This window comes from Streptomyces sp. V2I9 (genome assembly GCF_030817475.1).
Lineage (GTDB): Bacteria > Actinomycetota > Actinomycetes > Streptomycetales > Streptomycetaceae > Streptomyces.
The window spans coordinates 5,487,612-5,514,470 of sequence record NZ_JAUSZJ010000002.1; the positions used below are offsets into that span (position 1 = coordinate 5,487,612).

Here is a 26,859-nt window from a genome sequence, read left to right on the forward strand (position 1 = left end):
CGTTGCCAAGGCCGCTGACCAGCACAGGAGAGAGGGAGCCGACCCAAGGTCGGCTCCCTCTCCGCTGTCATGGGCCTGCGCTGATGCCGGCCACCGCGTGACCGAGGCAACGATCCGGCCTCGCCACGGGTGGTGGGCCGCTGTTCCCCGCCGCACGTCCCGGTACACCGGTCACTCCGTGGTGAGGGACAACGCGTCCAGTTCCGCTCCGATCGCTTGCCGCAGCGCGTCGTGCTGCGAACCGAGGGCGAACCGGTCATCACTCCACCGCTCACGCGGATACAGCCACACCGGCTTCCCCACCAGCTCACCGGGCTCCCAGTCGAACCGCGGCCACACATGGGCATGCAGGAAGGTGTCGGTGTTGCCGAGGATCTCCAGATTCACGCGCCTGAAAGAACGGTCCAGGCTGCGGCAGGCGCGTTCGACCGCTTCCCCGAGACGATCCATGTCGGAGAGGAAGGACATCCGCTTCGGCCTCGGCAGATCCGACAGCCGTTGCACCTCCGGATCATCGGCCAACAGCACCGAATACCCCGGAAGGAACTGGACGTCCCCGATCACCGCGAACCCGGCCTCCAGCCGTCGCAGCACAGAGGGGTTCTCGCCCCTCAGCGCGCTCCCGATCCGATCCTCGCGCCAGTCATCCGTCATGGCGGGAACCTACACGGCGCGATCATCGGGTCCTGGCCGGCCGGTGATCCGTCCGTGGATCCCGGCCCGGCCGTGAGCGACCGCCACCGATACACACACGGGACCGGGTACGAACCGTGGGAGGCGTGGCCGAAGCGGTTCACGAAGGGACCGGCCGGCTGACCGGTCCCCTTCGTCACGCCACCCCGAGTTGTCCGGAACCGGCCGATGTCACCCTTCGGCGGCCCGGCTGCCCATCTCCGCCGCGAACGCGTCGGGCTCGCCGTCGAAGCCGCGCACGGCCGGCCGGAACCCCCACCGCCCCGCACCGTCACGGGTGAACTCCCCGATGACCGCGGCGGTCGCCCCCGCCACGCCGGAGAAGTCGTTCTCGGCCAGCTTCGTGTAGCCCTCCGCGATCTCCATCGCCGTACTCCCTATGTCGCCGAAGGTCTTGCGACCGTCGCGCTGCTGAATGGCGACACCGATCACCACCCGCCCGTACCGCTCGGCCAGCCGGTACAGCTCGATGGTCATGACCTCGTCGAACCCGAACCCCTGACCGGTCCGGCTGTCCCGGTTCAGCGTGATCGTGCCGTCCGGGGAGCGGCTGTCGAAGTGGACCAGGTAGGCGGGGGCGCCGTACGGCTCGTCGGCCGGATAGGTCGCCGCGATGATGTCGAGGTCGTTGGCGGCAGCCCCGTGCGGGCTCGGGTCCCATTTGACCCGTACCTCGACCTTCTCGATGTCCTTGCTCGGAGTGCTCAAGGGACTCCCCTCCCGGCCGACGGCCCGTGGGCCGTGCTCATCACCCGACACACGATCACCCGATCATGTACGCAACTGGGCGCGGAACCAACTGCCCGGTTCCGGGACGGCGCATTCGGGCCATCCGACGCCCCCGCGGTCGTCCGCTTCCGTCTGCGGAATACCGCACCGAGGCCCCTGCCGGAGAGTGCTTCGCGGGATCGTGACGCGCGCCACGTTCCGCGCCGTACGATGGCGCGGTGCTGGTGAAGTGGATTCGCTGTTCCGTCGTGGACCGTAAAGGCTTCGACCGGGGGCAGCGGGAGCGGGCGGGGCTGGTCGGCGAGCCGGGGTTCAGAGGGCAGAGCGGCGGGTGGAGCCGAACGCGCCCCGATGTCGCCCATGTCTTCGCCTTCTGGGACAACCGCGTCTTCTACGACTCCTTCATGGCCCGCGGCCACGACCGGTTGGCGGGAGGGCGGCCGGGCATGTTCCGCGACATGCGGGTCACGCTTTTCGAGCGCCGCTTCGACGTGAAGACGGGCTTCGAACCGCACTTCGCGGGGGCCGATGTCGCGCGGGTCGCGCACAGCAGGGTGCACGAGGAGCGCGCCGAGCACTTCGTCCTGATGCAGCAGCAGGTGTGGAACCCCGCGATGGCTGGATCGCCCGGCATGCTGCGCGGCGTGTTCGCGGAGGCGCCGGGCAACGAGTTCCTGGCGCTGTCCCTGTGGCAGTCGAGCGCCGAGCGCGGCAAGTACCGCGCGGCGGGGGCCGAACGGCTGGCGGCCCGCGCGCAGACCGAGACGGACGTGATCGAGCTGACCGGGGACGTCGTGGAGCTGGAACCGTCCTGGACGGTCTGACCGGCCGACAGGCGGTTGTTCGACGACAGGGCCTAGGCTCGGCCCCATGGCACGACCTCAGCGCATCGTCCTGGTCCGGCACGGCGAGTCCGAGGGCAACGCCGACGACACGGTGTACGAGCGGGAGCCCGATCACGCGCTCCGCCTCACCCCGACCGGTCTGCGGCAGGCCCGCGAGACCGGTGAGGGCCTGCGGGACCTGTTCGGCGACGAGCGGGTGAGCGTCTACATCTCGCCGTACCGCCGCACCCACGAGACGTTCCGTTCCTTCGGCCTCGACCAGGAGCGGGTCCGGGTGCGTGAGGAGCCCCGGCTGCGCGAGCAGGACTGGGGCAACTGGCAGGACCGGGACGACGTACGGCTGCAGAAGGCGTACCGCGACGCCTACGGGCACTTCTTCTACCGGTTCGCCCAGGGGGAGTCCGGCGCCGACGTCTACGACCGGGTCGGGTCGTTCCTGGAGAGCCTGCACCGCAGCTTCGAGGAGCCGGACCACCCGGAGAACGTCCTGCTGGTCACCCACGGGCTGACCATGCGGCTGTTCTGCATGCGCTGGTTCCACTGGTCGGTGGCGGAGTTCGAGTCGCTCTCCAATCCGGGCAACGGCGAGACGCGGACCCTGCTGCTGGGCGAGAACGGCCGGTACACCCTCGACCGGCCCTTCCAGCGCTGGCGCACCCCCGAGCCGTACGGCCGTACCGGATAGAGTGACTGGTCGATGACCGTTGATTCTGCTTCCGAGCGGCGCTTCGAACGCGCCCTGGCCAGCCTGCGTGGGCTGTCCGTGGGAGACGCCCTGGGCTCCCAGTTCTTCGTCCCGGCCAACTACCCCCTCCTGAAACAGCGCGCCCTGCCCCCCGGCCCCTGGCAGTGGACCGACGACACCGAGATGGCCTGCTCGGTCCTCGCCGTGCTCGCCTCGCACGGCCGTGTCGACCAGGACGCGCTGGCGCGCTCCTTCGCCGAGCACCACGACTTCGACCGGGGGTACGGCCCCGCCGTCAACCGGATGCTCCGGCTCGTACGGGAGGGCGGGGACTGGCGGGAACTGTCCTCCGCGCTCTTCAACGGCCAGGGCTCCTGGGGCAACGGTTCCGCGATGCGCATCGCCCCCCTCGGCGCCTGGTACGCGGACGATCCGGAGCAGGCCACGCATCAGGCCGAGATCTCCTCGTACCCCACGCACCAGCACCGCGAGGCGGTCGTCGGCGCGATGGCCGTGGCCGCCGCCGCGTCGCTCGCCGCCGCTCCCGGCGGGCCGCCGAGCCCCGAGGACCTGCTCGACGGCGTCGTCGCGCTCGTCCCGCGCAGCGCGGTCGGCGCGGGGCTGCGCCGGGCCCGCGACATGCTGGACTACCAGGACGCGGGAACGGTCGCGGCGGTCCTCGGCAACGGCCGCCGCACGAGCGCCCACGACACGGTGCCGTTCGCACTGTGGTCGGCCGCGAGGAGTCTCGGGGACTACGAGGAGGCGTTCTGGGTCACGGCGCAGGCGGGCGGCGACGTCGACACGACGTGCGCCATCGTCGGCGGTGTCGTCGCGTCGCGCGAGACCGGAGCCCCGCCCGCCGCGTGGCTCGCGCAGACGGAGGAACCGCCCGCGTGGCTGGATCTTCCGCACCGCTGACGTCTTCCGCTCTCCGGTGACGCCGACCGCGGCCTCCGGAGAGGCGGCGGTCTGTCACGGTCCTGCCACAGGATCACTCTGTGTGTCGGCGAACGCGAGTTCGGGGCTACTCTTTCGGCCACGCCGCCCCTGGTTGATCTTGAGGGCGAGCGCCGACCGAGACACCGGGCCCGGCGTGCGGCTGTGGGCCGTGCGGGGGCCGGTGGGGGAGGGGTCCCATGTCCGATCAGCCGTCCCAGGATTCCGGACCGCCGAAGTCCGAGCCGTCACCGGGGATCGGTACGCCCCGGCCGCCGGAACCGGCGGAGTCCGGCCGGGCCGCCACCGGGGCCCCGGCCCCCGCCGGCCCTGCGGAAACGGGCCGGGCCGCAGCCACGGTCGAGGCCACCGGCGCTCCTGGGCCCACCGGGACGCTCGGGACCACCGGCACACCGGTTGGCGGGCCCGCCAACCCCTGGCAGTACGCCGCAGGCGCTCCCCGCCCCCGGAGCGGCGCGCACGACGGCCCGGTCGCCCGGCTCCGGCCACCCGTTCCGCCCCTGATCCCACCCGCCGTGCTCTGGTCCGTCCTGGCCACGGCCGTCCTGAGCGCCTGCTTCCTGGGCGACGGAATCGGGGCGAACCTCCTGATCGTGGCGGTGCCCGCCGCGCTGGCCGCGTTCTTCGCCGCGCGTTCGGCGGGCCGCCGGCTGCGTCCCTGGACCGCGACCTGGGCGGTGGGAGGGCTCGCCCTGCTCGCCGTGCCCGCGCTCCGGGACGCGGGCTGGCCCACCTTCCTCGCCATGGTGTCGGCGTTCGCGCTCGGCTCGCTGACGCTGCACGGCAGCCGTAGCTGGCCGGGGACGATCATCGGCTCCGTCGGCCTGTTCGACTCGGTCGTCCCCGGCATCATCTGGGGCGTACGGGGAATACGCGCGCGGGCCGACGGCTCGCGGGCACGCTGGGGCGCCGCCCTGCGCACCGCGGCCGTGGCCCTGGTGCTGCTGGTGGTGTTCGGCGCGCTCTTCGCCGGCGCGGACGCGGCCTTCGCCGAGTTGCTGGGCGACCTCCTGCCCGACGCCCCGGTGGGCGAAGCACCGTGGCGGATCTTCCTGTTCGCGCTCGGTCTGGCCGGAGCGCTCGCCGCCGCGTACGCCGCGGCGGCCCCGGTGCGCTGGGACGGGATCACCGTCCGGCCCGGCAAACCCCGAGGGCGGGCCGAATGGGCCCTTCCGCTGATCGTGCTCAACCTGCTCTTCGCCGTCTTCATCACCCTCCAGCTCGTCGTCCTCCTCGGGGGCTACGAGAGGGTGCGGGCCGAGACGGGGCTCGACCACGCCGAGTACGCCCGCCAGGGCTTCTGGCAGCTCCTGTGGGCCACCCTGCTGACCCTTCTCGTGATCGCCCTGGCCCTGCGCTGGGCCCCGCGCGGCGGCAGCCGGGACCGGACGCTGGTCCGCGCCGTCCTCGGCCCCCTCTGCGTCCTCACCCTCGTCGTGGTCGCCTCCGCGCTGCGCCGCATGGACCTGTACGTCGACGAGTACGGGTTGACCCGGCTGCGGATATCCGTCGCCGCGATGGAACTCTGGCTCGGCGTGGTGCTGGTCCTGATCCTGGCCGCCGGGGTCTTCGGCTCCCGGTTCCTGCCGCGGGCCGTCGCGGCGAGCGCGGCGGTCGGGGTCCTGGCCTTCGGGCTGCTCTCGCCGGACAGCCTGATCGCCGAGCAGAACGTCCAGCGTTTCGCGTCCCGTGAGGAGGCCGGCATCGACATCGACTACCTCAAGGACCTCTCCGCCGATGCCGTCCCGGCTCTGGACCGGCTGCCCGAACCGCAACGCTCCTGTGCGCTGAGGATCATCCAGCGTGAGGTCCTCGCCGCCGACACCCCCTGGTACGCGACCAGCTGGGGCGAGGCGCGGGCGCAGGAGATCCTGGAGAAGCGCCCGGTGCGGGGCGACGGGCGCGACTGCTACCGCCTGGGCCGGGACGGGACCCGCGACGGTTTCGAGCCGCACGGCGACGGCTACGACCCGTACTGACCCTGATCCGGTCGGCCGGCCTCTGACCCGGCTGCCGCTCCCCGGCCCCGGCCCGCCGTGCTCTCCCGATCCGGCACGGGCTCCGGACCCGACCGGCCTCTCGGCGGCGACAAGCCCTCCATGCCCGCGGGTTCGGAGCGCCTGCGTCGGGCCGGTGCCCTCCTCGATGGCCGATTCGCGGTCCGCAGGGCGCCCCCGGGGTGTTGCCGCCGTGGCTCTCGGCGTACGCTGGCTGGCGCCATGCCGTACGAACCACCCACGCACACCGTCGAGCGCTCGCTTCGCGCTACCACCGGTGCCAGGACCGTCGCCGGTGTCGACGAGGTCGGACGCGGTGCGTGGGCCGGACCCGTCACCGTATGCGCGGCGGTCACCGGCCTGCGCCGTCCGCCCGAAGGGCTCACCGATTCCAAGCTGTTGACCCCGCGACGGCGTGCCGAGCTCGAACCCGTGCTGCGGAGCTGGGTCACCGCCTACGCGCTGGGCGAGGCGTCCCCGCAGGAGATCGACGACCTCGGCATGACGGCGGCTCTCCGGCTCGCCGCCGTGCGGGCCCTGGAGGGACTGCCGGTACGTCCCGACGCGGTGATCCTCGACGGCAAACACGACTACCTGGGCGTTCCCTGGAAGGTTCGCACCGTGATCAAGGGCGATCAGTCCTGCGTCGCGGTCGCGGCGGCCTCGGTGATCGCCAAGGTGCACCGGGACCGGATGATGGCCGAGCTGGGCGCCGCCTCCGAGGACTGCGCGCACTTCGCCTTCGATGCCAACGCGGGCTATCCCTCGCCCGTGCACCGCGCCGCGCTGGAGGAGCGGGGGCCGAGCGCCCACCACCGCCTCTCCTGGGCGTACCTCGACGCGCTGCCCCGGTGGCAGCACCTGAAGAAGGTCCGTATTTCCGCCGAGGCGGCCGCACTCGAAAGCGGGGGCCAGCTCGGCTTCGAATTCTGATCGCGCGCACGCGCCCCTCCTACCGACGCCGGTCGACACCGGCGTCCGCACCAGACCACCGTCATGCCTCTGATCTCCGAGGAGCCTCAGATTCCCGAGAGCGTCCAGGGTCCCCGCGTCACTCCGGCCACCGGCCGTACTGCGCCGACCCCCCGTCCCGTACCCGGCCCGCGTACAGCGGCCACCCCGCGACCCGGCCGTCCGGGTCCCGGCCCCGCGCGTCCCGCGCCCCCGGCGCAGCGCGCCCACCCGGCCCCCGTGGCTCCTGCCCGTCCGCAGCCGGCGGAGAATCGTTCCGCACCGCAGATCCAGCTGATCCCCGCCTCTGCGGCCGGTGCGCTCGACGCGGCCGAGGAAGCCGTCGATCTGCTGTTGGAGTCCGGCCGGACGCCGGGCGACATCCTCGTGCTCACCACCGGCGAGCCGCACCCGTGGGCCGCACATGAGCTGTCCTTCGGCGAAGCCGCCTACTGGGCCCAGCACGACGCGGGTGACGACGTCTTCTTCGCCGGCGTCTCCGCACTGGACCGGGCCCGCCCCCGTCCCGTGGTCGTCGTCGCGGTCAACAACGACGACGCCCAGCGGACCGTGGCCGACGCCCTGCCCGTCGCCCGTGACCGCGCTGCCGCGCTGTTGATCGTCTGCGGCGACCCGCAGACGATCAACTCCGCGCTCGGCGCCGGGGTCTGAACCCATCACGCCGGTCTCTCCGGCCGCCCGCACGGGCGGCCGGAGAGACCGTGTCCGGTTCTCACGGCCGACGGCGAAGCCGCCCCGACGGGCGACCGCCGCCCCGAACGTGGGCCGCCCGCCGCAGGACTCACCGCCGCCCTGCGGCCCACCCGTCCCGTTCGGCGGCCGACCGGCGGACGACCGGTGTCGTCCGGCAGGCGGGGACGGAGGGTCAGCGGGCCGCGGCCCGCCGCAGCGCCTCCACGGCTCCGCCGCCCGACCGGGTCGGCGCGGTCGGAGGGCCGGGGACGGTGTCGGCCAGGAGCACGGGCTCCGACAGCGAACTGGGCCGCCGCCCACCCCTCCCCTCGCCGAGCACCTGCCAGCCCCCGCGAGTCAGCGTGATGTAGGCGCCGCAGCGCAGCCCGTGCAGGGTGCAGGCGTCCCGGAGGCCCCACATCCACGCGCCGTCCTCCTCCGTCCACCGCTCGTCGCCGTCACGGCAGTACAGAAGGACGGCCGTACGGACCGGGGTGCGGCGGCGCAGATCGTGCGGGATCACCCGCCGCAGCTGCGCCAGCAGGGCGTTGCGGAACTCCCAGCCGTCCGCGGGCACCGAAGCCCGCCGCGCGAACGAGGCGCTCGCCGTGAGGCGTTCCTCATGGTCGAGAACGGCGACCACGGCCGTGGCCGGCGTCGGCCGGTGCCGTGAGTGCAGTCCGCCGACGACCTCCCGCGGGCTGCGCAGCAGGGGGATGCCCGCCGAGGCCCACTCCGCCGGTTCGAGCATCCGGGCAAGGCGGTTGGCGGAGTCCGCGGAAACCGGGGACGGGGATGGCGAAGTGGCTGCGGACGGGGCGAATCCGAAGGTCACGTTCCTCCCTTCGCTACGCGCCCACGGTGCGGGCAGGGTCGAGTGAGGGCGCGCCGCGACACAGCCCTTCCGGGCCCGATCAGGAAGTGCGCGGGGGCAGTTCCAATTCTCCCCGGCCTACCGGCGGGCGGCAACGAGCAATTGCCGAGGCTGACGGGAATCAGCCGGAATGACACTGATATCCCTGCCCAGACCCGCCCGGCATGACTCCTTCCGTCACCCTTGAACCGCGAGGACCAGCGGAAACACCCCCTGTGCTCCGGCCCGGCGCAACAGCCGCGCCGCCACGGCCAGGGTCCAGCCGGTGTCCGACAGATCGTCCACCAGCAGCACGGGCCCGCCCGCGGACGCCAACGCGCCCGCCAGATCCGGCTCCACGACCAGAGTCTCGTGCAGCGCCCGCACCCGCTGCGCGCTGTTGGTCCGGGACATCCGTACCCCCTCGGCGCCCGGCGCGTAGGAGACCGTCCCGAGGAAGGGCATCCGGCCGATGTCGGAGATGCGATGGCCGAGGGACTGGACCAACCGCGGCCTGCGGCGCGATGCCACGGTCACCACACCGACCGGCCGCGAAGCCGCGTCGGCCGTTCCGGAGGCCCAACCACCCGGCCCCTTCGCCCAGTCCGTGAGCACGGTGACGACGGCCTCCGCGACATCGTCCGGCACCGGGCCGTCCGGAGCCTGCGCCGCGAGCAGGGGACGCAGCCGGTTGCCCCAGCCGATGTCGGAGAGCCGCCCCAGCGCCCGGCCGGCGAAGGACAGTTCGCCCGCGGGGATACGCCCCTTGAGATCGACGCCCACCGCGGGCAGTCCGGTGGGCCACATCTTGCGGGGCTCCACCTCGACACCGGGCCGGCCCAGCTCGTGGCGCGCTCCGTCCAGGGCGGCGGTCGAGACCTTGTCGTCGAAGCGGGCGCCGGCGCAGTTGTCGCAGCGCCCGCACGGGGCGGCCGCCTCGTCGTCCAGGCGCAGCCGCAGGAACTCCATCCGGCACGCCGTGGTCGAGGCGTAGTCGCGCATGGCCTGTTGCTCGGCCTCCCGCTGCCGGGCCACCCATGCGTAGCGCTCGGCGTCGTACACCCAAGGGGCCCCCGTGGCGGTCCAGCCGCCCTTGACCCGCTTCACCGCACCGTCGACGTCCAGCACCTTCAGCATCGTCTCCAGGCGGGTCCGCCGCAGATCGACCAGGGGTTCCAGCGCGGGGAGGGAGACCGGTCGCTCCGCTCGGGCCAGGACGTCCAGGGTGCGCCGCACCTGCTCCTCGGGAGGGAAGGCGACGGAGGCGAAATACTGCCAGATCGCCTCGTCCTCCTTGCCCGGCAGCAGCAGCACCTCCGCGTGCTCCACCCCACGCCCGGCACGGCCGACCTGCTGGTAGTAGGCGATGGGGGAGGAGGGCGAACCCAGGTGCACGACGAAGCCGAGGTCCGGCTTGTCGAACCCCATGCCCAGCGCCGATGTGGCGACCAGCGCCTTGACCCGGTTCGCCAGCAGGTCGTCCTCGGCCTGCTGCCGGTCGGCGTTCTCGGTCCGCCCCGTGTACGAGGCCACCGTATGGCCGTTCTGACGCAGATAGGCGGTGACCTCCTCGGCGGCCGCCACGGTCAGTGTGTAGATGATCCCGGAGCCAGGAAGTTCGCCGAGATGGTCACCCAGCCAGGCCAGCCGGTGGGCCGCGTCGGGCAGCCGCAGCACGTTCAGGCTCAGACTCTCCCGGTCCAGCGGCCCCCGCAGGACCAGCGCGTCGGTGCCCGCACCGGTGCCCAGCTGCTCCGCGACGTCCGCCGTCACACGGGCGTTGGCCGTGGCGGTGGTGGCGAGCACCGGGACACCCGACGGCAGATCGGCGAGCATCGTCCGCAGCCGTCGGTAGTCGGGCCTGAAATCGTGTCCCCAGTCGGAGATGCAGTGGGCTTCGTCGACCACCAGGAGCCCGGTCGCCGCCGCCAGCTTCGGCAGGACCTGGTCACGGAAGTCGGGGTTGTTGAGCCGCTCGGGACTCACCAGCAGGACGTCGACCTCACCGGCCGCCACCTCGGCCTGGACGCTGTCCCACTCCTCCGTGTTGGACGAGTTGATCGTGCGGGCGCTGATCCCGGCCCGTGCCGCCGCGGCGACCTGGTTGCGCATCAGGGCCAGCAGCGGCGAGACGATCACCGTAGGACCGCTGCCCTGTGCGCGGAGCAGCGAGGTCGCCACGAAATAGACGGCGGACTTGCCCCAACCGGTGCGCTGCACGACCAGAGCCCTGCGCTTGTCGGCGACGAGTGCTTCGATGGCCACCCACTGGTCCTCGCGCAGCACGGCCCGACCGGTGGGGTCGCCCACCAGGCGGGCGAGGACGGAGTCGGCCGAAGCCCTGAGCGCTGCACGATCTGCGTTGGTCATCCCCCCATGCAACCCGATGGCTACGACAAACCGCGAACGGCGGCGCCCGCCTGTGGATAACGTTATCCACAGGGGTCGCGGGATTCGGCGGGCTGCGGGACCGTCGAGCCATGAACAAGCACCACGAATCCACCGGTCCGTCCGGGGAGCAGCAGATCACCCTGCGCGGCCCCGCCGACCTCGCCGACGCCCTCCCGTATCTGATGGGATTCCACCCCGACGACAGCGTGGTGATGGTCGCGCTGCACGGCGGCCGGGGCCGCTTCGGCGGACGGCTTCGCCTCGGCATTCCGCAGTCGCCCGGCGAATGGGGAGCGGTCGCCGACCAGCTCGCGGAGTGCCTGGTGTCGGGGAGCGAGCGCCGTGAGGGCAAGCCCGACGCGATCGTGATCTTCCTCTGTCAGGACCCGCCGGACGGTTCGGGCGGCCGGTCGACCATGGAGCGGCTCAGGCCGTTCGCGCAACGCCTGCGCACGGCGTGCGGAGCACTCGACGTACCCGTCCTCGAAGCGCTCTGCATCTCCGACGGTCGTTACTGGTCCTACTGCTGCCCCGACACCCGGTGCTGTCCCGAGGAGGGAAAGCCCCTGGCCCTGCCGGGCACCACGGTGATGGCCGCCGCAGCCACCTATGCGGGCGTCCACGTCCGGGGCACGCTGCGCGAGATGGAGGGCCGGCTGCGGCCCTGGCAGGTCCCGGCGGCCGTGGCGGCGCAGGAGCAGGCCCTGGACAGGGCGGGGCCGGTGCTGCTGCCGAGGCTCCTCGACGGGCAGGCCAGGCGGGAGGTCGGGGCGGAGACCCTCCGGCTGGCTCGCACCCTCATGGACCGTATCGAGAAGGCTCGGCCCGCACCGCCGGCGCTCGCGGACGCCGCGGACGACCAGCTGATCGGTTCCGACGAGGCCGCAGCCCTCATTCTCGGCCTCCAGGACCGCGACACGCGCGACAGGGCCGCCGCCTGGATGGAGGGCCCGAAGGCACAGTCGGCCCTGCGGCTGTGGCGGACCCTGGCCCGGCGCTGCGTCGGACCGTACGGGGAGCACGCCGCCGCGCCCCTCACTCTGGCGGGCTGGGTCTCCTGGTCCACGGGCGACGAGCCGGGCGCGCGGGTCGCCCTGTCGCTGGCGCTGCGCGCCGACCCCGGCTACACGTTCGCGCAACTGCTGCATCGGGCCTGTAACGAGGGGCTCGATCCGGAGGCCCTGCGCCGCTGCCTGCGGGAGGCGGCCGGCGAGGAGCCGGGCTCCGGCGCCGAAGCGGTGGAGGCCACGGTGGACTCCACCGATGATCGGGCCGCCGCCCCGCTGCACGTGCGCAAGGTCCGCCCGCTGCCCGGCAGGGGCCGGCGTGCCGGGCGGCCTGCCCGGCACGCGGCCGTCGAGCGGGGCAAGGCGTCACCCGGCCCGCTCCGCCCGCGGACCGCCGCGCCCCGGCGGCCGGGCGAGGCCCGCCGTTACGGCAGTCGCACCGGCAGGACCCGGCGATGACCCGGACCTGAAGGGAGGCGGGGCGTGGAGCGGTGAGGAGGGCGGGCCTGAAGGGGGGCGCGGTGAGGAGGGCGGGCCTGAAGGGGGCGTGGCGTGGCGAGGAGGGCACAGGTGACGACGCGTCCCCGGCCGGAGAGCCCGGACTGATCACGAGCATGCCCAAGGGAGTGTTTATCGTCAGGCAGACGACTATGATCACGGCATGCCGCCCTACGACCCCTCGACCTTCCCGCCCTTCGCTGTCACCGTCGACCTGGTCGTGCTCACGGTGCGCCGCCATGCGCTCTGCGCGCTGGTCGTCCGCCGCGGAGAGTCACCGTTCCAGGGGCGCTGGGCGCTGCCCGGCGGCTTCGTCAGGATGGACGAGGATCTGGGGTCCGCGGCGGCGCGCGAGCTCGTCGAGGAGACCGGCCTCTGCGCGCACGATCCGGCGCAGCCGACCGCGGGCAACGGCGCACACCTGGAGCAGCTGGCCACCTACGGCGATCCGGCGCGCGACCCCCGGATGCGGGTGGTCAGCGTCGCCCACCTCGCCCTCGCTCCGGACCTGCCCGCGCCGCGGGCGGGCGGCGACGCCAACAGTGCCCGCTGGGCACCGGTCGAGGACCTGCTGCACCCCGGCACCGGACGGGAGGGCGAGCAGGCGGCTCCGCTGGCCTTCGATCACGCGCGGATTCTGGCCGACGGAGTGGAGCGGGCCCGCTCCAAGATCGAATACTCCTCGCTGGCCACGGCGTTCTGCCCGCCGGAGTTCACGGTCGGCGAGCTGCGCCGGGTGTACGAGGCGGTGTGGGGGGTGGTGCTCGACCCCCGCAACTTCCACCGCAAGGTCACCGGCACGCCGGGGTTCCTGGTGCCTTCCGGGGGCACGACCACGCGCCAGGGCGGACGCCCCGCGCAGTTGTTCCGTGCCGGGGCCGCGACGGTGCTCAATCCGCCGATGCTGCGACCCGAGGTCTGAGCCTCCGGGCGCTCCACCGCGTCGGTCCCGCGGTACGCCTGTCGCTCCACCCTGCACCAAAAGTCGGAAATGTCGCGTTATGTTGCTGCGGTACCCCCATGCCGCCGAGCGGTCTCACCTTCCGCGAGAGACGCGAGAGAAGCGATGCTCCAGGCCATCGGACTCACCAGCACCCCCCGTCGCGACGCCCCGCCCGCCGTCAACGATCTGACCTTCGAGGCTCCCCCCGGCCGGGTCACGGCCCTGCTCGGGGCTCCGCGCTCGGGCAAGACCACGGCCTTGCGCCTGATGCTCGAACTGGACGCCGGCAGGGGCGTCGCCTACTTCCGGGGGAGGCCGCTGCACCGTATCGCCCACCCGGCGCGGGAAGTGGGGGTTCTGCTCGGCGACGTACCGGGTCACCCCTCCCGGACCGCTCGGGGTCAGCTCCGGATGCTCTGCGCCGCCACCGGCGTGCCCGCCTCCCGCGCCGACGAGGTGCTCGAAGTCGTCGGTCTGGCCGGACTCGGGGACCAGCGTCTGGGCACCCTCTCGACCGGGATGGACCGTCGCCTCGGTCTTGCCGCCGCCCTGCTCGGAGACCCGCACACGCTGATCCTGGACCAGCCGGCGGAAGGGCTCTCCCCGCGGGAGAACAGCTGGCTCCACGGGCTGCTCCGCGCCCACGCGGCCCAGGGCGGCACGGTCCTCTACGCCACCGACGATCCCAAGGAGGCGGCCCGCACCGCCGACCGGGTCGTCACCATCGGCGCCGGCCGCCTCCTCGCCGACCAGGACGTCACCGACTTCGCCCGCACCCGGCTCCGCGCCAGGGTCGCCGTCCGCACCCCGCACGCGGCCCGGCTGGCGGCCGTGGTCACCAGGGAGGCCCGCGCCGCGCAGCGCTCCGTCGAGGTGGTCGAGGAGGCGGGCGGCCGACTGACGGTGTACGGCAGCGACTGCGCGGAGATCGGCGACACCGCCTACCGGCACGGCGTCCCCGTGCACCGGCTCGCCGACGAGATCGGCGACACCGGACCCGCCGACCCGGCGGAGGGCGGGAGTCCGCGGCGGGCCGAATCGGCCGTCGCTCTGTCCGAACTGCCGCCCCCGATCCGGGTGCGCCCCGCGCGCGGCCCCCTGCGGCCCCTCCGGTACGAACTGCGGCGCTCGCTCGGCGTGAGGACAACGACCGTGATCATGGCGGCCGTTCTGCTGGTGTCGGCCATGGTGTCCGTCCTGCTCGCCCGCACCGACGGCACGGCGCTGCCCCGCGTTCTCGCCGCGTGGCCCGCCCTGCTGCCGCTCCCTCCCGCCGCGCTCGGCGCGGGCCTGCTCGGGGCGCTGTCCTTCGGGGACGAGTTCCGCTATCCCGCGCTCGCCGCGGCGCGCGGCACGGTACCCCGGCGGATTGGGCTGCTGCTGGCCAAGCTCACCGTGACCGCTGGCTTCGCGCTCCTCCTCGCGGGTCTCGCCGTGGCCGGCGGAGCGCAGAGCCTCCGGCTGGTGTACGGGCCGGACTTGATCGAGATGCCGTCCAACGCCGTAGCTCTGGGCGCGAGTTGGGCGGGGCTGACCGTCGGCTGCGCCTGGGCGGGACTGCTGGCAGCCGGTGTCTTCCGGGCGGCGGGGGCAGGTGTCGCCGCGGTACTGGCCGTTCCGGTGCTCGTCGTCCCGCTGGTGCGAAAGGTCTTCGCGGCACCCTCCGCGCGTTCGGTCGCCGGGCTCCCGGAGAGACTGCGCGAACTGGCCGGCTGGCAGCTGCCGCAGGAGGCGGACCACTGGGTCCTGGCCGTCGCGCGGGTGGTGGCGCAACCGGTCGGCACCGCGCTCGCCCTGTCGTTGTCAGCCCTGATCTGCGCTTATGTGTTCACCAGCCTTCGCGGAAGGGCGCGTTGGTGATCGCCGCGCGTCCGTATCGAGGCCGGGAGGTCGTAACTCCCTGAGAAATGACCGTTTTGCGCTGATGTGGCGTCAATTGCGGAGCGAGCGCCGATCACCCTTTCGTGTGCTTTTCACCAAAGACCTCAAGGGGTGAGTGAGCCGCGCCGACAAAGGATGCGTGAGTACCCTTGCGCACACCATGATGACCGCCGCCCGCACCACCGATTCCGGCCTGGCCGGCTCGGGCGAACTCGACCGCTACCCCTATACGGAGACGCCGGCCGGCGAGCGCGCCGCGTCCCGCACCTGGGGCGGGTCCGACTCCGAGCTGGGGCGGGCGAGCCGGCGGGGGTCCGCCAGCCGGGGGCGCGGTCTCCACGGCCAACTCGTCCAGCAGTTGGGCCAGATGATCGTCTCCGGCGACCTCGGCGCGGACCGCCCCCTCGTCCCCGAGGAGATCGGTCAGCGGTTCGAGGTCTCCCGCACCGTCGTACGCGAATCCCTGCGCGTCCTCGAAGCCAAGGGGCTGGTCAGCGCGCGCCCCAACGTGGGGACGAGGGTTCGCCCGGTCAGCGACTGGAATCTGCTGGATCCCGACATCATCGAATGGCGGGCCTTCGGTCCGCAGCGCGACGACCAGCGCCGCGAGCTGGCCGAGCTCCGCTGGACCATCGAACCGCTCGCCGCCCGCCTCGCGGCCGGGCACGGCCGGGACGACATCCAGCAGCGGCTCGGCGACATGATGGAGATCATGGGGCACGCGATGGGGCAGGGGGACGCGATCACCTTCTCCCGCGCCGACGCGGAGTTCCACGCCCTGCTCATCCAGGCGGCGGGCAACCGGATGCTTGAGCATCTCTCCGGCATCGTCTCTGCGGCCCTCCATGTCTCCGGCGGCCCCGTCACGGGCTGTGACCGGCCGGGCGAGAGTTCGCTGGCCCATCACGCGCGGATCGTCGACGCCCTGGCGTCGGGCGACGCCGGAGCGGCCGAAGCGGCCATGCGGCAGCTGCTGATCGTCCATCCCGACGTCGAGCGTGTGGTTCCCGCGCCGCGCGAGCACTGACGGAGGAGCGCGGCCGGGCGTGTGGGCCCGGTGCCGCCGGACCGCACCGGTCCGGCGGCATAATTGTGGAGGGATGTCACCCTTGGTGCGGTTCGTCGCTTATGGGGTGTGACTCGGGCCACGCGGATTGGCCGTAACGCTCCTCGAAGCAGCGCGATGACTTAAGAGGTGAGCGTCGCGGAAGGAATACAGCAGCCCTCGGGGCGCGCTGTGCAGTTCTGAGACCAAGCCCGCGCCGTCGGCGACATCCCCAGCCGACGGTCGTCGGTTCCAGCCCTCTCCAGGGCAGGGCCGGAAGCCGTTTCCATTGTTCCGAGAGGTTGTTCGTGTCGGCCAGCACATCCCGTACGCTCCCGCCGGAGATCGCCGAGTCCGCATCTGTGATGGCGCTCATCGAGCGGGGAAAGGCTGATGGGCAGATCGCCGGCGATGACGTGCGTCGGGCCTTCGAGGCTGACCAGATTCCGCCAACCCAGTGGAAGAACGTTCTGCGCAGCCTCAACCAGATCCTCGAGGAAGAGGGTGTGACGCTGATGGTCAGTGCAGCGGAGTCGCCGAAGCGCGCCCGCAAGAGCGTCGCAGCGAAGAGCCCGGTCAAGCGCACCGCCACCAAGAGCGTCGCGGCGAAGACCACCGTGACCCGGACCGTCGCCGCCTCCGCCGCCCCGGCGGCCGAGAGCGCGGACGCGGTGGCCGACGACGCCGTCGCGGCCCCGCCCGCCAAGAAGGCGGCGGCCAAGAAGACCACCGCCAAGAAGACCGCCGCGAAGAAGACGGCGGCCAAGAAGACCGCCGCCAAGAAGGCCGGCAAGCAGGACGACGAACTGCTCGACGGCGACGAGCCGGCCGAGGAAGTCAAGGCCGGCAAGGGCGAGGAAGAGGAGGGCGAGGGCGAGAACAAGGGCTTCGTCCTCTCCGACGACGACGAGGACGACGCACCCGCTCAGCAGGTCGCCGTCGCCGGCGCCACCGCCGACCCGGTCAAGGACTACCTGAAGCAGATCGGCAAGGTCCCCCTCCTCAACGCCGAGCAGGAGGTCGAGCTCGCCAAGCGCATCGAGGCCGGCCTCTTCGCCGAGGACAAGCTGGCCAACGCCGACAAGCTCGCGCCGAAGCTCAAGCGCGAGCTGGAGATCATCGCCGAGGACGGCCGGCGGGCCAAGAACCACCTCCTGGAGGCCAACCTCCGCCTGGTGGTCTCCCTGGCCAAGCGCTACACCGGTCGCGGCATGCTCTTCCTGGACCTGATCCAGGAGGGCAACCTCGGTCTGATCCGTGCGGTCGAGAAGTTCGACTACACCAAGGGCTACAAGTTCTCCACGTACGCCACCTGGTGGATCCGTCAGGCGATCACCCGCGCCATGGCCGACCAGGCCCGCACCATCCGTATCCCGGTGCACATGGTCGAGGTCATCAACAAGCTCGCGCGCGTCCAGCGTCAGATGCTCCAGGACCTGGGCCGCGAGCCCACCCCGGAGGAGCTGGCCAAGGAGCTCGACATGACCCCCGAGAAGGTCATCGAGGTCCAGAAGTACGGCCGCGAGCCGATCTCGCTGCACACCCCGCTCGGCGAGGACGGCGACAGCGAGTTCGGTGACCTGATCGAGGACTCCGAGGCCGTCGTCCCGGCGGACGCGGTCAGCTTCACGCTCCTCCAGGAGCAGCTGCACTCGGTGCTCGACACCCTCTCCGAGCGTGAGGCCGGTGTGGTCTCGATGCGCTTCGGCCTCACCGACGGCCAGCCGAAGACGCTCGACGAGATCGGCAAGGTCTACGGGGTGACGCGTGAGCGCATCCGTCAGATCGAGTCGAAGACCATGTCGAAGCTCCGCCACCCGTCGCGGTCCCAGGTGCTGCGCGACTACCTCGACTAGACCGAGGAGGTCCGGAGCGCATACCGGATCGCGGAAGAATCACCGGCCGAGGGCCCGGAATCCCCAGGGGATCCGGGCCCTCCGGCGTGTCCTCGGGGGTGGACGCGCATCTGCTGGATCACGCTGGGTGAAACGTTACCGCCTCAGCGTCAGGAGCCTCCATGCCCCGTTCCCTCGTCCGTGCCCTGACCGGGGTGCTCGCCCTGACCGCAGCCGCGACCGTGCCACTCGCCTCGCCCTCCGAGGCGGTCGCGGAGAGCATCGTCGTCGGCGGCCGGCCCGCCCCCGTGGCGGACAGTCCCTGGGCCGTGGCGCTGTCGAGCCGGGACCGGTTCGGCGGAGCCCGCTCGGGCCAGTTCTGCGGCGGAGTCGCCGTGGCTCCCACGAAGGTCCTGACGGCCGCCCACTGTCTGAGTGACGAGGCGCTCGGCTCACCGGTGAGCAGGGTGAAGGACCTGCGCGTCATCGCCGGCCGGGAGCGGCTGGGCGATTCCGACGGCCGGGAGATCCCGGTCCGGGCCATCTGGGTGAACCCGGCGTACGACCCCGTCTCCAACGCCGGCGACCTCGCGGTGCTCACCCTGGCCCGCGCCCTGCCGAAGGGCGGGACCATTCCGATGGCACGGAGAGGGGACGCCGCCTACCGGGCGGGGACCGCCGCGGACGTCTACGGCTGGGGCGATACGACGGGAAGCGGCACGTACGCCTCCGTGCTGCGCTCCGCGCGCGTCCGGGTCCTCCCCGACGCCGACTGCGCGCGGGCCTATCCGGGGGGCCGGGAGGGCACGTACAGGGCCTCCGCGATGCTCTGTGCGGGCGATCCGGCGGGTGGCCGGGACGCGTGCCAGGGTGACAGCGGCGGGCCGCTGGTGGCCCGTGGGCGGCTCATCGGCCTGGTGTCCTGGGGCAGCGGCTGCGGGCGTCCGGGCAGCCCCGGCGTGTACACACGGATCTCCGCCGCCCTGCGATGGGCCGAGGGCCGCATCTGAGGCGGGACGGGCCGGTACGCGGGGCGGTGTGCCTGCGCGACCGCCCCGCGTGAGGACGAGCCTGTCCGCCGAGCCGACCGGGATCCGTGCGCCGGGCCGGCGGCAGGCCCGGCACGATCCCGTGGCCTCCGTCCGGGCTCCGAGGCCCGCCGGACGTGCCCCCGGAGCCCGCATACGAGAACGGGCGGCGCCCCCGAGGTGGGGAAACCGCCCGTCGGCCGGTCCTGGACCGGCCCTTGGCTCGTCGTGGATGGTGCGAGGTGTCAGTGTTCCTCGTCGGCGGACGCCGTCTGCACGGCGGTGAGCCGATCCGTCTCATCCTGTATTTCCGCGGCGATCTTCTTGAGTTCCGGCTCGAACTTGCGCCCGTGGTGGGCGCAGAAGAGCAGTTCACCGCCGCTGATCAGAACGACGCGCAGATATGCCTGGGCGCCGCAACGGTCACAGCGGTCAGCCGCGGTCAGCGGGCTCGCGGGGGTCAGAACAGTAGTCACGTCGCCTCTTCTCTAGCTCGACGAGCTGTCGTACCAGGGTCAACATCCAACCAGGCCGAAAACGTTCCCGCTCGTGGCTTTTCTTCGAAACTTCTTCTCGGTGTGGCTGTCTGTTGCCGGTTGGCGGCGAATGTGCCGTATGCGGAAGCGCTACGGTTTCGCATTGCTTGTCAGGGGGGTGGGTCCCGCCGGCCGGCTTGCCGGTTTGTTCATGAGGACGTGCCCGGAGCCTAAATGGTTCATGCGTCGAAGGGAACGTGATGTGCACGTCACTCCAACGAATGATCGAACATCCATGCGAGCCTGGATGAGGCTCGACTAGCATGAGGATTCCCCGAGGGTGGCGTTACAACCGCTCTACCAGGCCTCTGTAGGCTCTCAGCGGCAACCGAAGCCGAGCCCTGTACCCACGGGGGCCCCAGATGAAATTCAGCGAGGAGCGAACCGCGTGACCGCCGAAACGTCCGTGCCGTCCACCGCGATGCTGACCGGTGCAGGCGGCGACCGGGACAGCTCCAACTACACCGCGCGGCACCTCCTCGTCCTCGAGGGGCTGGAGGCGGTCCGCAAACGTCCTGGAATGTACATCGGGTCCACCGACAGCCGTGGTCTGATGCACTGCCTCTGGGAGATCATCGACAACTCGGTCGACGAGGCCCTGGGCGGGTACTGCGACCGGATCGAGGTCATCCTCCACGACGACGCCTCCGTCGAGGTCCGGGACAACGGCCGTGGCATCCCGGTCGACGTCGAGCCCAAGACGGGTCTCTCCGGCATCGAGGTCGTCATGACCAAGCTGCACGCCGGCGGCAAGTTCGGCGGCGGCTCCTACGCGGCCTCGGGCGGCCTCCACGGCGTCGGCGCCTCCGTCGTCAACGCCCTCTCCGCCCGCCTGGACGTCGAGGTCGACCGGAACAGCGCGACCCACTCCATCAGCTTCCGGCGAGGCGTGCCCGGCATGTTCACCGAGCAGGGGCCGGACAGCCCGTTCGATCCGGCCAACGGTCTGCGCAAGGGCAAGCGCGTCCCCAAGACCCGTACCGGTACCCGGGTGCGGTACTGGGCGGACCGGCAGATCTTCCTCAAGGACGCCAAGCTCAACCTGGACACGCTCTACCAGCGGGCCCGCCAGACCGCCTTCCTCGTCCCCGGCCTCACGATCATCGTCCGCGACGAGCGCGGCGTCGACGGCGCGGGCAAGACGGAGGAGACGTTCCGCTTCGACGGCGGCATCAGCGAGTTCTGCGAGTACCTGGCCCAGGACAAGGCCGTCTGCGACGTCCAGCGGCTGAGCGGTACGGGAACCTTCAAGGAAACCGTTCCGGTCCTCGACGACCGCGGTCACATGACCCCCACGGAGGTCACCCGCGAACTCGGCGTCGACATCGCCCTGCGCTGGGGCACCGGCTACGACACGACCGTCAAGTCGTTCGTGAACATCATCGCCACCCCCAAGGGCGGCACCCACGTCGCCGGGTTCGAGCGCTCGCTGACCAAGACGGTCAACGAGGCGCTGCGCTCCGCCAAGATGCTGCGCGTCGCCGAGGACGACGTCGTCAAGGACGACGCGCTCGAAGGGCTCACCGCCGTCGTCACCGTACGGCTCGCGGAGCCGCAGTTCGAGGGACAGACCAAGGAGGTGCTCGGCACCTCGGCGGCCAACCGGATCGTCGCAGCGGTGGTCGCCAAGGAGCTCAAGGCGTTCCTGACCTCCACGAAGCGGGACGCCAAGGCCCAGGCCAGGGCAGTGCTGGAGAAGGCCGTGGCCGCCGCCCGCACCCGGATCGCGGCCCGTCAGCACAAGGACGCACAGCGCCGCAAGACCGCGCTGGAGTCCTCCTCGCTGCCCGCCAAGCTAGCCGACTGCCGCAGCGACGACGTCGACCGCAGCGAGTTGTTCATCGTCGAGGGCGACTCGGCGCTCGGCACCGCGAAGCTGGCCCGGAACAGCGAGTTCCAGGCGCTGCTGCCGATCCGCGGCAAGATCCTCAACGTCCAGAAGTCCTCCGTCTCCGACATGCTGAAGAACGCCGAGTGCGGCGCGATCATCCAGGTCATAGGAGCCGGGTCCGGGCGGACCTTCGACATCGACGCCGCCCGGTACGGCAAGGTCATCATGATGACCGACGCCGACGTCGACGGCTCCCACATCCGCACCCTGCTGCTGACCCTCTTCCAGCGCTACATGCGCCCGATGGTCGAGGCGGGACGGGTCTTCGCCGCGGTGCCGCCGCTGCACCGGATCGAGCTGGTCCAGCCCAAGAAGGGCCAGGACAAGTACGTGTACACCTACTCCGACAACGAGCTGCGCCAGACCCTCCTGGAGTTCCAGCGCAAGAACGTCCGGATCAAGGAGTCGATCCAGCGTTACAAGGGCCTCGGCGAGATGGACGCCGACCAGTTGGCCGAGACGACGATGGACCCCCGCCACCGCACGCTGCGGCGCATCAACATCGGGGACCTGGAATCCTCCGAGCAGGTCTTCGACCTGCTGATGGGCAACGAGGTCGCCCCCCGCAAGGAGTTCATCACCAGCTCCGCGGCCACCCTGGACCGCTCGCGCATCGACGCCTGACCCCGCACGCCCGGCTCCGTACCGTCCGATCCCGCAGGACCGGCCCCGCAGTCCCGACCTGTACGTCCTCCCGACCCGTACGTCCGCCCGGCCCCCGCCTCCGTCCGCCGGAGCGGGGGCCGGGTGCGTTTTCCGGGGACGGAACCGGGAAACCGCGCAGCCGTCCGGGCTCATGTCACCTGAAGGGGTGAAGTCGGGCGAATGACACGCCCGGTGGCTTCCCGAACCACCCATGGTGGGCCGTGCGGCCGAAAGAGGCCGGCGGATCAGGGGAGTTGTTCGGTGGAGAAGGAAGCAGGGCCGATGTCCGCGGGCGCGCGGCTCGACGACCCGTGGGACGACGTACCGGCCCCCGGCCGGGGCGAGCAGGACGGGGCGGGCGCCCCCATGGCACCCGAGACGGCCGGTGCGAAGGGGGCGGAGCGGCCCGTACCCAGCGCGGCAGAGATCTACCGCGAGGTGCACGGCAGCGCCGCCTTCCGCGAGGTGCGCCGCCGCTACCGCCGCTTCGTGTTCCCCGCCGCCCTCGCCTTCCTCCTCTGGTACCTCGCCTACGTCGTCGCCGCGACCACCGCGCCCGGGCTGATGGCCCGCCCGGTCGCCGGGGCGGTCAACGTCGCCATGGCGGCGGGGCTCGGTCAGTTCCTCACCACGTTCCTGCTCACCTGGGCGTACGCACGGCACGCGCGGCTGCGCAGGGACCGGGCGGCGCTCGATCTGCGCTGGGACACCCAGGAGATGACGCGAGGGGCCGTACGGTGAGAGGCGACCACCAGACCCTCGCCCTGCTGCTGTTCAGCGCGTTCGTCGCGGTGACGCTGTTCATCACGACCTGGGTCGGCCGCGACCGGCAGGGCTCCGCCGAGGAGTTCTACGCCGGGGGCCGGCTGTTCTCGCCCATGGAGAACGGATTCGCCATCGCCGGCGACTACATGTCCGCGGCCTCCTTCCTGGGAATCTCCGGGCTGATCGCCCTCTTCGGCTACGACGGCATGCTCTACTCGGTCGGCTTCCTCGTCGCCTGGCTGGTCGTCCTGCTGTTCGTCGCCGAACTCGTGCGCAACTGCGGCCGGTTCACCCTGGCCGACGTGGTCGCCGCGCGGATGGCGGAGCGCCCGGTGCGCACCGCGCTCGGCACCTCGTCCGTCACCGTCTCCGTGCTGTACCTGGTCGCGCAGATGGTCGGCGCGGGCAGCCTGGTGGCCCTGCTGCTCGGCGGTACGAGCGACGCCGCCCGGTCCTGGACCATCGTCGGGGTCGGCGCGCTCATGGTGATCTACGTGTCGTTCGGCGGGATGCGCGCCACGACCTGGATCCAGATCGTCAAGTCCGTCCTGCTGATGGCCGGGGCCGTGGTCCTCACCGTGCTCGTCCTGGTGGACTTCCACGGGAACGTCGACAACCTGCTGACCACCGCGGCCGAACGCAGCGGCCACGGCAAGGACTTCCTCGCCCCCGGCCTCCGCTACGGCGGCGACCTGACCTCCCGCCTCGACTTCATCAGCCTGGGCGTGGCCCTGGTCCTGGGCACGGCGGGGCTGCCGCACATCCTGTCGCGCTTCTACACCGTGCCCACCGCCCGCGCGGCCCGCCGTTCCGTCGTCTGGTCCATCGGACTGATCGGCGGCTTCTACCTGATGACGATCGTGCTCGGGTTCGGCGCCGCCGCCCTCGTCGGCTCCGCCGAGGTCCGCGCGTCGAACGCGGCGGGCAACACCGCGATCCCGCTGCTGGCCCTCGAACTCGGCGGCGGGGAGGGCTCCACCGGTGGAACGATTCTCTTCGCCGTGGTCGCGGCCATCGCCTTCGCCACCATCCTGGCCGTCGTCGCGGGCATCACGCTCGCCTCCTCCGCCTCCGTCGCCCACGACCTCTACGCGTCGCTCCGCCGCCCCGGCCGCCGGAAGCACGGGGAGGTCACCGTGGCACGGGTCGCCGCCGCCGGGATCGGCGTGGTCGCGATCGGTCTGGGACTGCTGGCGCAGGACCTCAACGTCGCCTTCCTGGTGGGCCTCGCCTTCGCCGTGGCCGCGTCGGCCAACCTTCCGGCCCTGCTGTACTCACTGTTCTGGCGCGGCTTCACCACGCGGGGCGCGGTCTGGGCGGTGTACGGGGGGCTGGTCCCCGCAGTGGTCCTCGTGCTGGTCTCGCCCGTCGTCTCGGGCAGCCCGACGTCCCTGTTCCCGGGCGTCGACTTCCAGCTGTTTCCCCTGGAGAATCCGGGCCTGGTCTCCATCCCGCTCGGCTTCCTGGCCGGCTGGATCGGTACGCTCACCTCGCCCGAACCACCCGACGAGGCCAAGCACGCGGAGACCGAGGTCCGCGCGCTGACGGGGGCCGGAGCGGCGTAGCGGCCTGCGGGAGCCCCGGAGGAAGGGCTCAGCCCGAGGCCCAGGCGTACCGGTGTTCCGGGCGGCCCGTCTCGCCGTACCGCAGCGTCAGCCGGACCTTGCCCGTGCGCTCCAGCAGCTTCAGATAGCGCTGTGCCGTCTGCCGGCTCATCCCCGCGCTGTCCGCGATCTCCTGGGCGGAGAGCGGGCCCTGTGCCCCGCGCAGTGCCTGGCGGACCAGTTCGGCGGTGGTGGGGGAGTGGCCCTTGGGGAGGGTCGGTTCGCTCGCCGCCCACAGCGCGCCGAAGAGCCGGTCCACCTCCGCCTGCTCCGCCTCGCCGCCTCCGTCGAGCGTCTGCCGCAGGGCCGCGTACGCCTCCAGCTTCGAGCGCAGACCGGCGTACGTGAAGGGCTTGACCAGGTACTGGAGCGCGCCGTGCCGCATCGCGTCCTGCACGGTCGCCACGTCCCGCGCGGCCGTCACCATGATCACATCGACCCGGCGGCCGAGGCGGCGCAGCTCCTGTACGACGGCGAGGCCGTTGCGGTCGGGCAGATAGTGGTCCAGCAGGACCAGGTCCACCGGGATCTCCTCGACGGCCTCCAGGGCGGCGGCGGCCGAGTGCGCCAGGGCGGCCACCCGGAACCCGGAGACCTTGGCGACGTACGCCGCGTTGATCTGCGCCACGCGCACGTCGTCGTCCACGATCAGGACCTGGATCACCACTGTTCTCCCGTCGGGGCCGGATGGGTGGAGGACCGCGGGCCGCCGGAAGGTCCGTCCGCGGCGCGTCCGGGCGCGGGACCTGCCGCGTCGTGCGGCTCGGCTTCGGCGAGGGCGTCCGGGAGCACGACCGTGAACACCGCACCGCCGCCGTCCGCGTCGGACACCGTGACCCCGCCTCCCTGGCGCTCCGCGAGCCTCCGTACGAGGGCGAGTCCGAGGCCCCGCTTGCCGTGGGCCGGGACGTCCTTGGTGGACCAGCCCTCCGTGAAGATCGACTCGTGCCGGTCCGGGGCCACGCCGGGGCCGCTGTCGCGTACCCCCAGCACCACCGTACGGTCCTCCGCCCGCAGCTCGACCTCGATCCGCGCTCCGTCCGATCCGGCCGCCGCGTCCGTGGCGTTGTCGACGAGGTTGCCGACCACGGTGACCAGACCGCGGGGATCGACCACCCGGTCCGGCAGCAGGGTGCCGGGGGTCAGCCGCAGTGCGACGCCGCGCTCGGCGGCGACCGTCGCCTTGCCGACGAGGAGGGCGGCCAGCAGCGGGTCCCGGACCTTCTCCGTGACCTGCTCGGCCGTCGCCCGGTGGACGCCCACCACCTCCGTGACGAACTCCATCGCGTCCTCGTGCATCTCCAGCTCCAGCAGGCCCAGCAAGGTGTGCAGCCGGTTCGCGTGCTCGTGGTCCTGGGCGCGCAGCGCGTCGATCAGCCCCGTGGTGGAGTCGAGCTCGCGGCCCAGGTGCTCCAGCTCGGTCCGGTCGCGCAGCGTCACCACGGCGCCGCCGTCGTCCGTGGGCATCCGGTTGGCCAGCAGGACCCTGCCGCCGCGCACCGCCAGCAGGTCGTCGCCGACCACGCGCCCGGACAGCACGTCCGTGGTCCGGCCCTCGCCCAGCACCTCCGCCAGCGGCCTGCCCGCCGCCTCCGGGCCCAGCCCCAGCAGCCGCTGCGCCTCGTCGTTCAGCAGTCGGACCCGGCCGCCGCCGTCCAGGGCGACGACCCCTTCCCGGATGCCGTGCAACATGGCCTCGCGCTCGGTCAGCAGCGCGGAGATGTCGGAGAACGCCAGGTCGTGGGTCTGCCGCTGCAAACGACGCGAGATCAGGTAAGCGGCGAGCGCCCCGACGGCCAGGGCCCCGCCCGCGTACGCGAACAGCCCCGGAATCGCCTCGAGAAGGCGGGCGCGGACGCTGTCGTACTCGATGCCGACCGAGACCGCGCCGATCACCTCGCCGGAGTCGTCCACCAACGGCACCTTGCCGCGCGCGGAACGCCCGAGGGTCCCGCTGTCGATCTCCATGACCTCACGACCGCGCAGCGCCTCACCGGGGTCGGTGGAGACGACCGCGCCGATCCGGTCGGGCGAGGGATGGGACCAGCGCACCCCGCGCCCGTCCATGACGACGACGTACTCCGCTCCGGTCGCCCGCCTGACCCGTTCCGCGGCCGACTGGACGGGCCCGCGGTCCGACGGGTCCGTGCTGCTCAGGTCCCGGACGATGCCCGGCTGGGCGGCGGTGGACTGGGCGATGGCGAGGGCGCGGCGCATCGCCTGGTCGTCGAGCTGGTCGCTGAGGGGCGCCAGGAACAGCCCGGTGACCAGGATCGTCACACCGGTGATGATGGCCAGCTGCATCAGCAGGACCTGGGAGAAGACCCGCCGGGGCCAGCCGAACCGGCGGGTCCCCCTGCCGGGGTTCGGTGGGGCGTTCATCG

General features: G+C 72.2%; 22 protein-coding genes. 15 read left to right on the top strand and 7 right to left on the bottom strand.

Annotated features, from left to right (window positions below):
• Nucleotides 1-171: 171 nt before the first annotated feature.
• A complete protein-coding gene (locus QFZ71_RS24085) occupies nt 172-654 on the bottom strand; it encodes an HIT family protein (protein WP_307670243.1) in 483 nt (160 codons plus the stop codon).
• Nucleotides 655-864: 210 nt separating this feature from the next.
• Complete coding sequence (locus tag QFZ71_RS24090; RefSeq protein WP_307670244.1) at nt 865-1,401, bottom strand: TerD family protein; 537 nt, start codon at nt 1,399-1,401, stop codon at nt 865-867.
• 239 nt (nt 1,402-1,640) lie between these two features.
• On the opposite strand from QFZ71_RS24090, the gene QFZ71_RS24095 reads away from it, so the two are divergent.
• The 6 genes from QFZ71_RS24095 to QFZ71_RS24120 all read left to right on the top strand — a co-directional run bounded on the left by QFZ71_RS24095 (nt 1,641) and on the right by QFZ71_RS24120 (nt 7,532).
• Entirely contained in the window at nt 1,641-2,246 is a 606-nt protein-coding gene (locus QFZ71_RS24095; RefSeq protein ID WP_307670245.1) for a DUF4937 domain-containing protein, read from the top strand.
• A 46-nt stretch (nt 2,247-2,292) separates the two neighbouring features.
• Nucleotides 2,293-2,952 (top strand): histidine phosphatase family protein, encoded by a 660-nt coding sequence (locus QFZ71_RS24100; protein ID WP_307670246.1) that lies wholly within the window; start codon nt 2,293-2,295, stop codon nt 2,950-2,952.
• 12 nt (nt 2,953-2,964) lie between these two features.
• On the top strand, nt 2,965-3,873 hold the full coding sequence (locus tag QFZ71_RS24105; RefSeq protein WP_307670247.1) for an ADP-ribosylglycohydrolase family protein: 909 nt from the start codon (nt 2,965-2,967) through the stop codon (nt 3,871-3,873).
• A 218-nt stretch (nt 3,874-4,091) separates the two neighbouring features.
• Nucleotides 4,092-5,891, top strand: a complete 1,800-nt coding sequence (locus QFZ71_RS24110; RefSeq protein ID WP_307670248.1) for a DUF4153 domain-containing protein — start codon at nt 4,092-4,094, stop codon at nt 5,889-5,891.
• A gap of 240 nt (nt 5,892-6,131) precedes the next feature.
• Nucleotides 6,132-6,842, top strand: a complete 711-nt coding sequence (locus tag QFZ71_RS24115) for a ribonuclease HII (protein WP_307670249.1) — start codon at nt 6,132-6,134, stop codon at nt 6,840-6,842.
• Nucleotides 6,843-6,905: 63 nt separating this feature from the next.
• Nucleotides 6,906-7,532, top strand: a complete 627-nt coding sequence (locus QFZ71_RS24120) for a hypothetical protein (RefSeq protein ID WP_307670250.1) — start codon at nt 6,906-6,908, stop codon at nt 7,530-7,532.
• A gap of 214 nt (nt 7,533-7,746) precedes the next feature.
• Here the strand turns inward: QFZ71_RS24120 and QFZ71_RS24125 are convergent, their stop codons facing one another.
• Complete coding sequence (locus tag QFZ71_RS24125; RefSeq protein ID WP_307670251.1) at nt 7,747-8,388, bottom strand: hypothetical protein; 642 nt, start codon at nt 8,386-8,388, stop codon at nt 7,747-7,749.
• Nucleotides 8,389-8,604: 216 nt separating this feature from the next.
• Entirely contained in the window at nt 8,605-10,776 is a 2,172-nt protein-coding gene (locus QFZ71_RS24130) for a RecQ family ATP-dependent DNA helicase (protein WP_307670252.1), read from the bottom strand.
• Nucleotides 10,777-10,886: 110 nt separating this feature from the next.
• Between QFZ71_RS24130 and QFZ71_RS24135 the strand changes: the two genes are divergently transcribed.
• From QFZ71_RS24135 to QFZ71_RS24160, 6 genes are all read left to right on the top strand, one after another.
• Nucleotides 10,887-12,263 (top strand): DUF4192 domain-containing protein, encoded by a 1,377-nt coding sequence (locus QFZ71_RS24135; RefSeq protein ID WP_307670253.1) that lies wholly within the window; start codon nt 10,887-10,889, stop codon nt 12,261-12,263.
• Nucleotides 12,264-12,465: 202 nt separating this feature from the next.
• The gene (locus QFZ71_RS24140; protein ID WP_307670254.1) at nt 12,466-13,224 is read left to right on the top strand and encodes an NUDIX domain-containing protein; all 759 of its coding nucleotides are present in this window, start codon (nt 12,466-12,468) and stop codon (nt 13,222-13,224) included.
• Nucleotides 13,225-13,368: 144 nt separating this feature from the next.
• Nucleotides 13,369-15,105, top strand: coding sequence for an ATP-binding cassette domain-containing protein (locus QFZ71_RS24145; RefSeq protein WP_307670255.1), 1,737 nt, complete (start codon nt 13,369-13,371; stop codon nt 15,103-15,105).
• A gap of 160 nt (nt 15,106-15,265) precedes the next feature.
• Nucleotides 15,266-16,153 carry a FadR/GntR family transcriptional regulator gene (locus tag QFZ71_RS24150; protein ID WP_307670256.1) on the top strand — a complete coding sequence of 296 codons (888 nt, stop codon included), beginning with the start codon at nt 15,266-15,268 and terminating at the stop codon, nt 16,151-16,153.
• A gap of 326 nt (nt 16,154-16,479) precedes the next feature.
• A complete protein-coding gene (locus QFZ71_RS24155) occupies nt 16,480-18,027 on the top strand; it encodes an RNA polymerase sigma factor (protein WP_307670257.1) in 1,548 nt (515 codons plus the stop codon).
• 161 nt (nt 18,028-18,188) lie between these two features.
• Nucleotides 18,189-19,016, top strand: a complete 828-nt coding sequence (locus QFZ71_RS24160) for a trypsin-like serine protease (protein WP_307670258.1) — start codon at nt 18,189-18,191, stop codon at nt 19,014-19,016.
• 263 nt (nt 19,017-19,279) lie between these two features.
• Here QFZ71_RS24160 and QFZ71_RS24165 read toward each other — a convergent pair whose 3' ends face one another.
• Nucleotides 19,280-19,510, bottom strand: coding sequence for a hypothetical protein (locus tag QFZ71_RS24165; protein WP_228988688.1), 231 nt, complete (start codon nt 19,508-19,510; stop codon nt 19,280-19,282).
• Between the two features lie 448 nt (nt 19,511-19,958).
• Between QFZ71_RS24165 and QFZ71_RS24170 the strand changes: the two genes are divergently transcribed.
• The 3 genes from QFZ71_RS24170 (at nt 19,959) to QFZ71_RS24180 (ending at nt 24,436) form a co-directional block, all read left to right on the top strand.
• Complete coding sequence (locus QFZ71_RS24170) at nt 19,959-22,085, top strand: type IIA DNA topoisomerase subunit B (protein ID WP_307670259.1); 2,127 nt, start codon at nt 19,959-19,961, stop codon at nt 22,083-22,085.
• Nucleotides 22,086-22,367: 282 nt separating this feature from the next.
• The gene (locus QFZ71_RS24175; RefSeq protein WP_373465145.1) at nt 22,368-22,847 is read left to right on the top strand and encodes a DUF485 domain-containing protein; all 480 of its coding nucleotides are present in this window, start codon (nt 22,368-22,370) and stop codon (nt 22,845-22,847) included.
• A complete protein-coding gene (locus QFZ71_RS24180; protein WP_307670260.1) occupies nt 22,844-24,436 on the top strand; it encodes a cation acetate symporter in 1,593 nt (530 codons plus the stop codon). Before QFZ71_RS24175 ends, QFZ71_RS24180 begins: the two co-directional genes overlap by 4 nt.
• A gap of 28 nt (nt 24,437-24,464) precedes the next feature.
• Here QFZ71_RS24180 and QFZ71_RS24185 read toward each other — a convergent pair whose 3' ends face one another.
• Together QFZ71_RS24185 and QFZ71_RS24190 are read right to left on the bottom strand one after the other, a co-directional pair.
• Entirely contained in the window at nt 24,465-25,139 is a 675-nt protein-coding gene (locus tag QFZ71_RS24185) for a response regulator (RefSeq protein ID WP_307670261.1), read from the bottom strand.
• On the bottom strand, nt 25,136-26,857 hold the full coding sequence (locus tag QFZ71_RS24190) for a sensor histidine kinase (protein WP_307670262.1): 1,722 nt from the start codon (nt 26,855-26,857) through the stop codon (nt 25,136-25,138). Before QFZ71_RS24190 ends, QFZ71_RS24185 begins: the two co-directional genes overlap by 4 nt.
• Between the last annotated feature and the right edge of the window lie 2 nt (nt 26,858-26,859).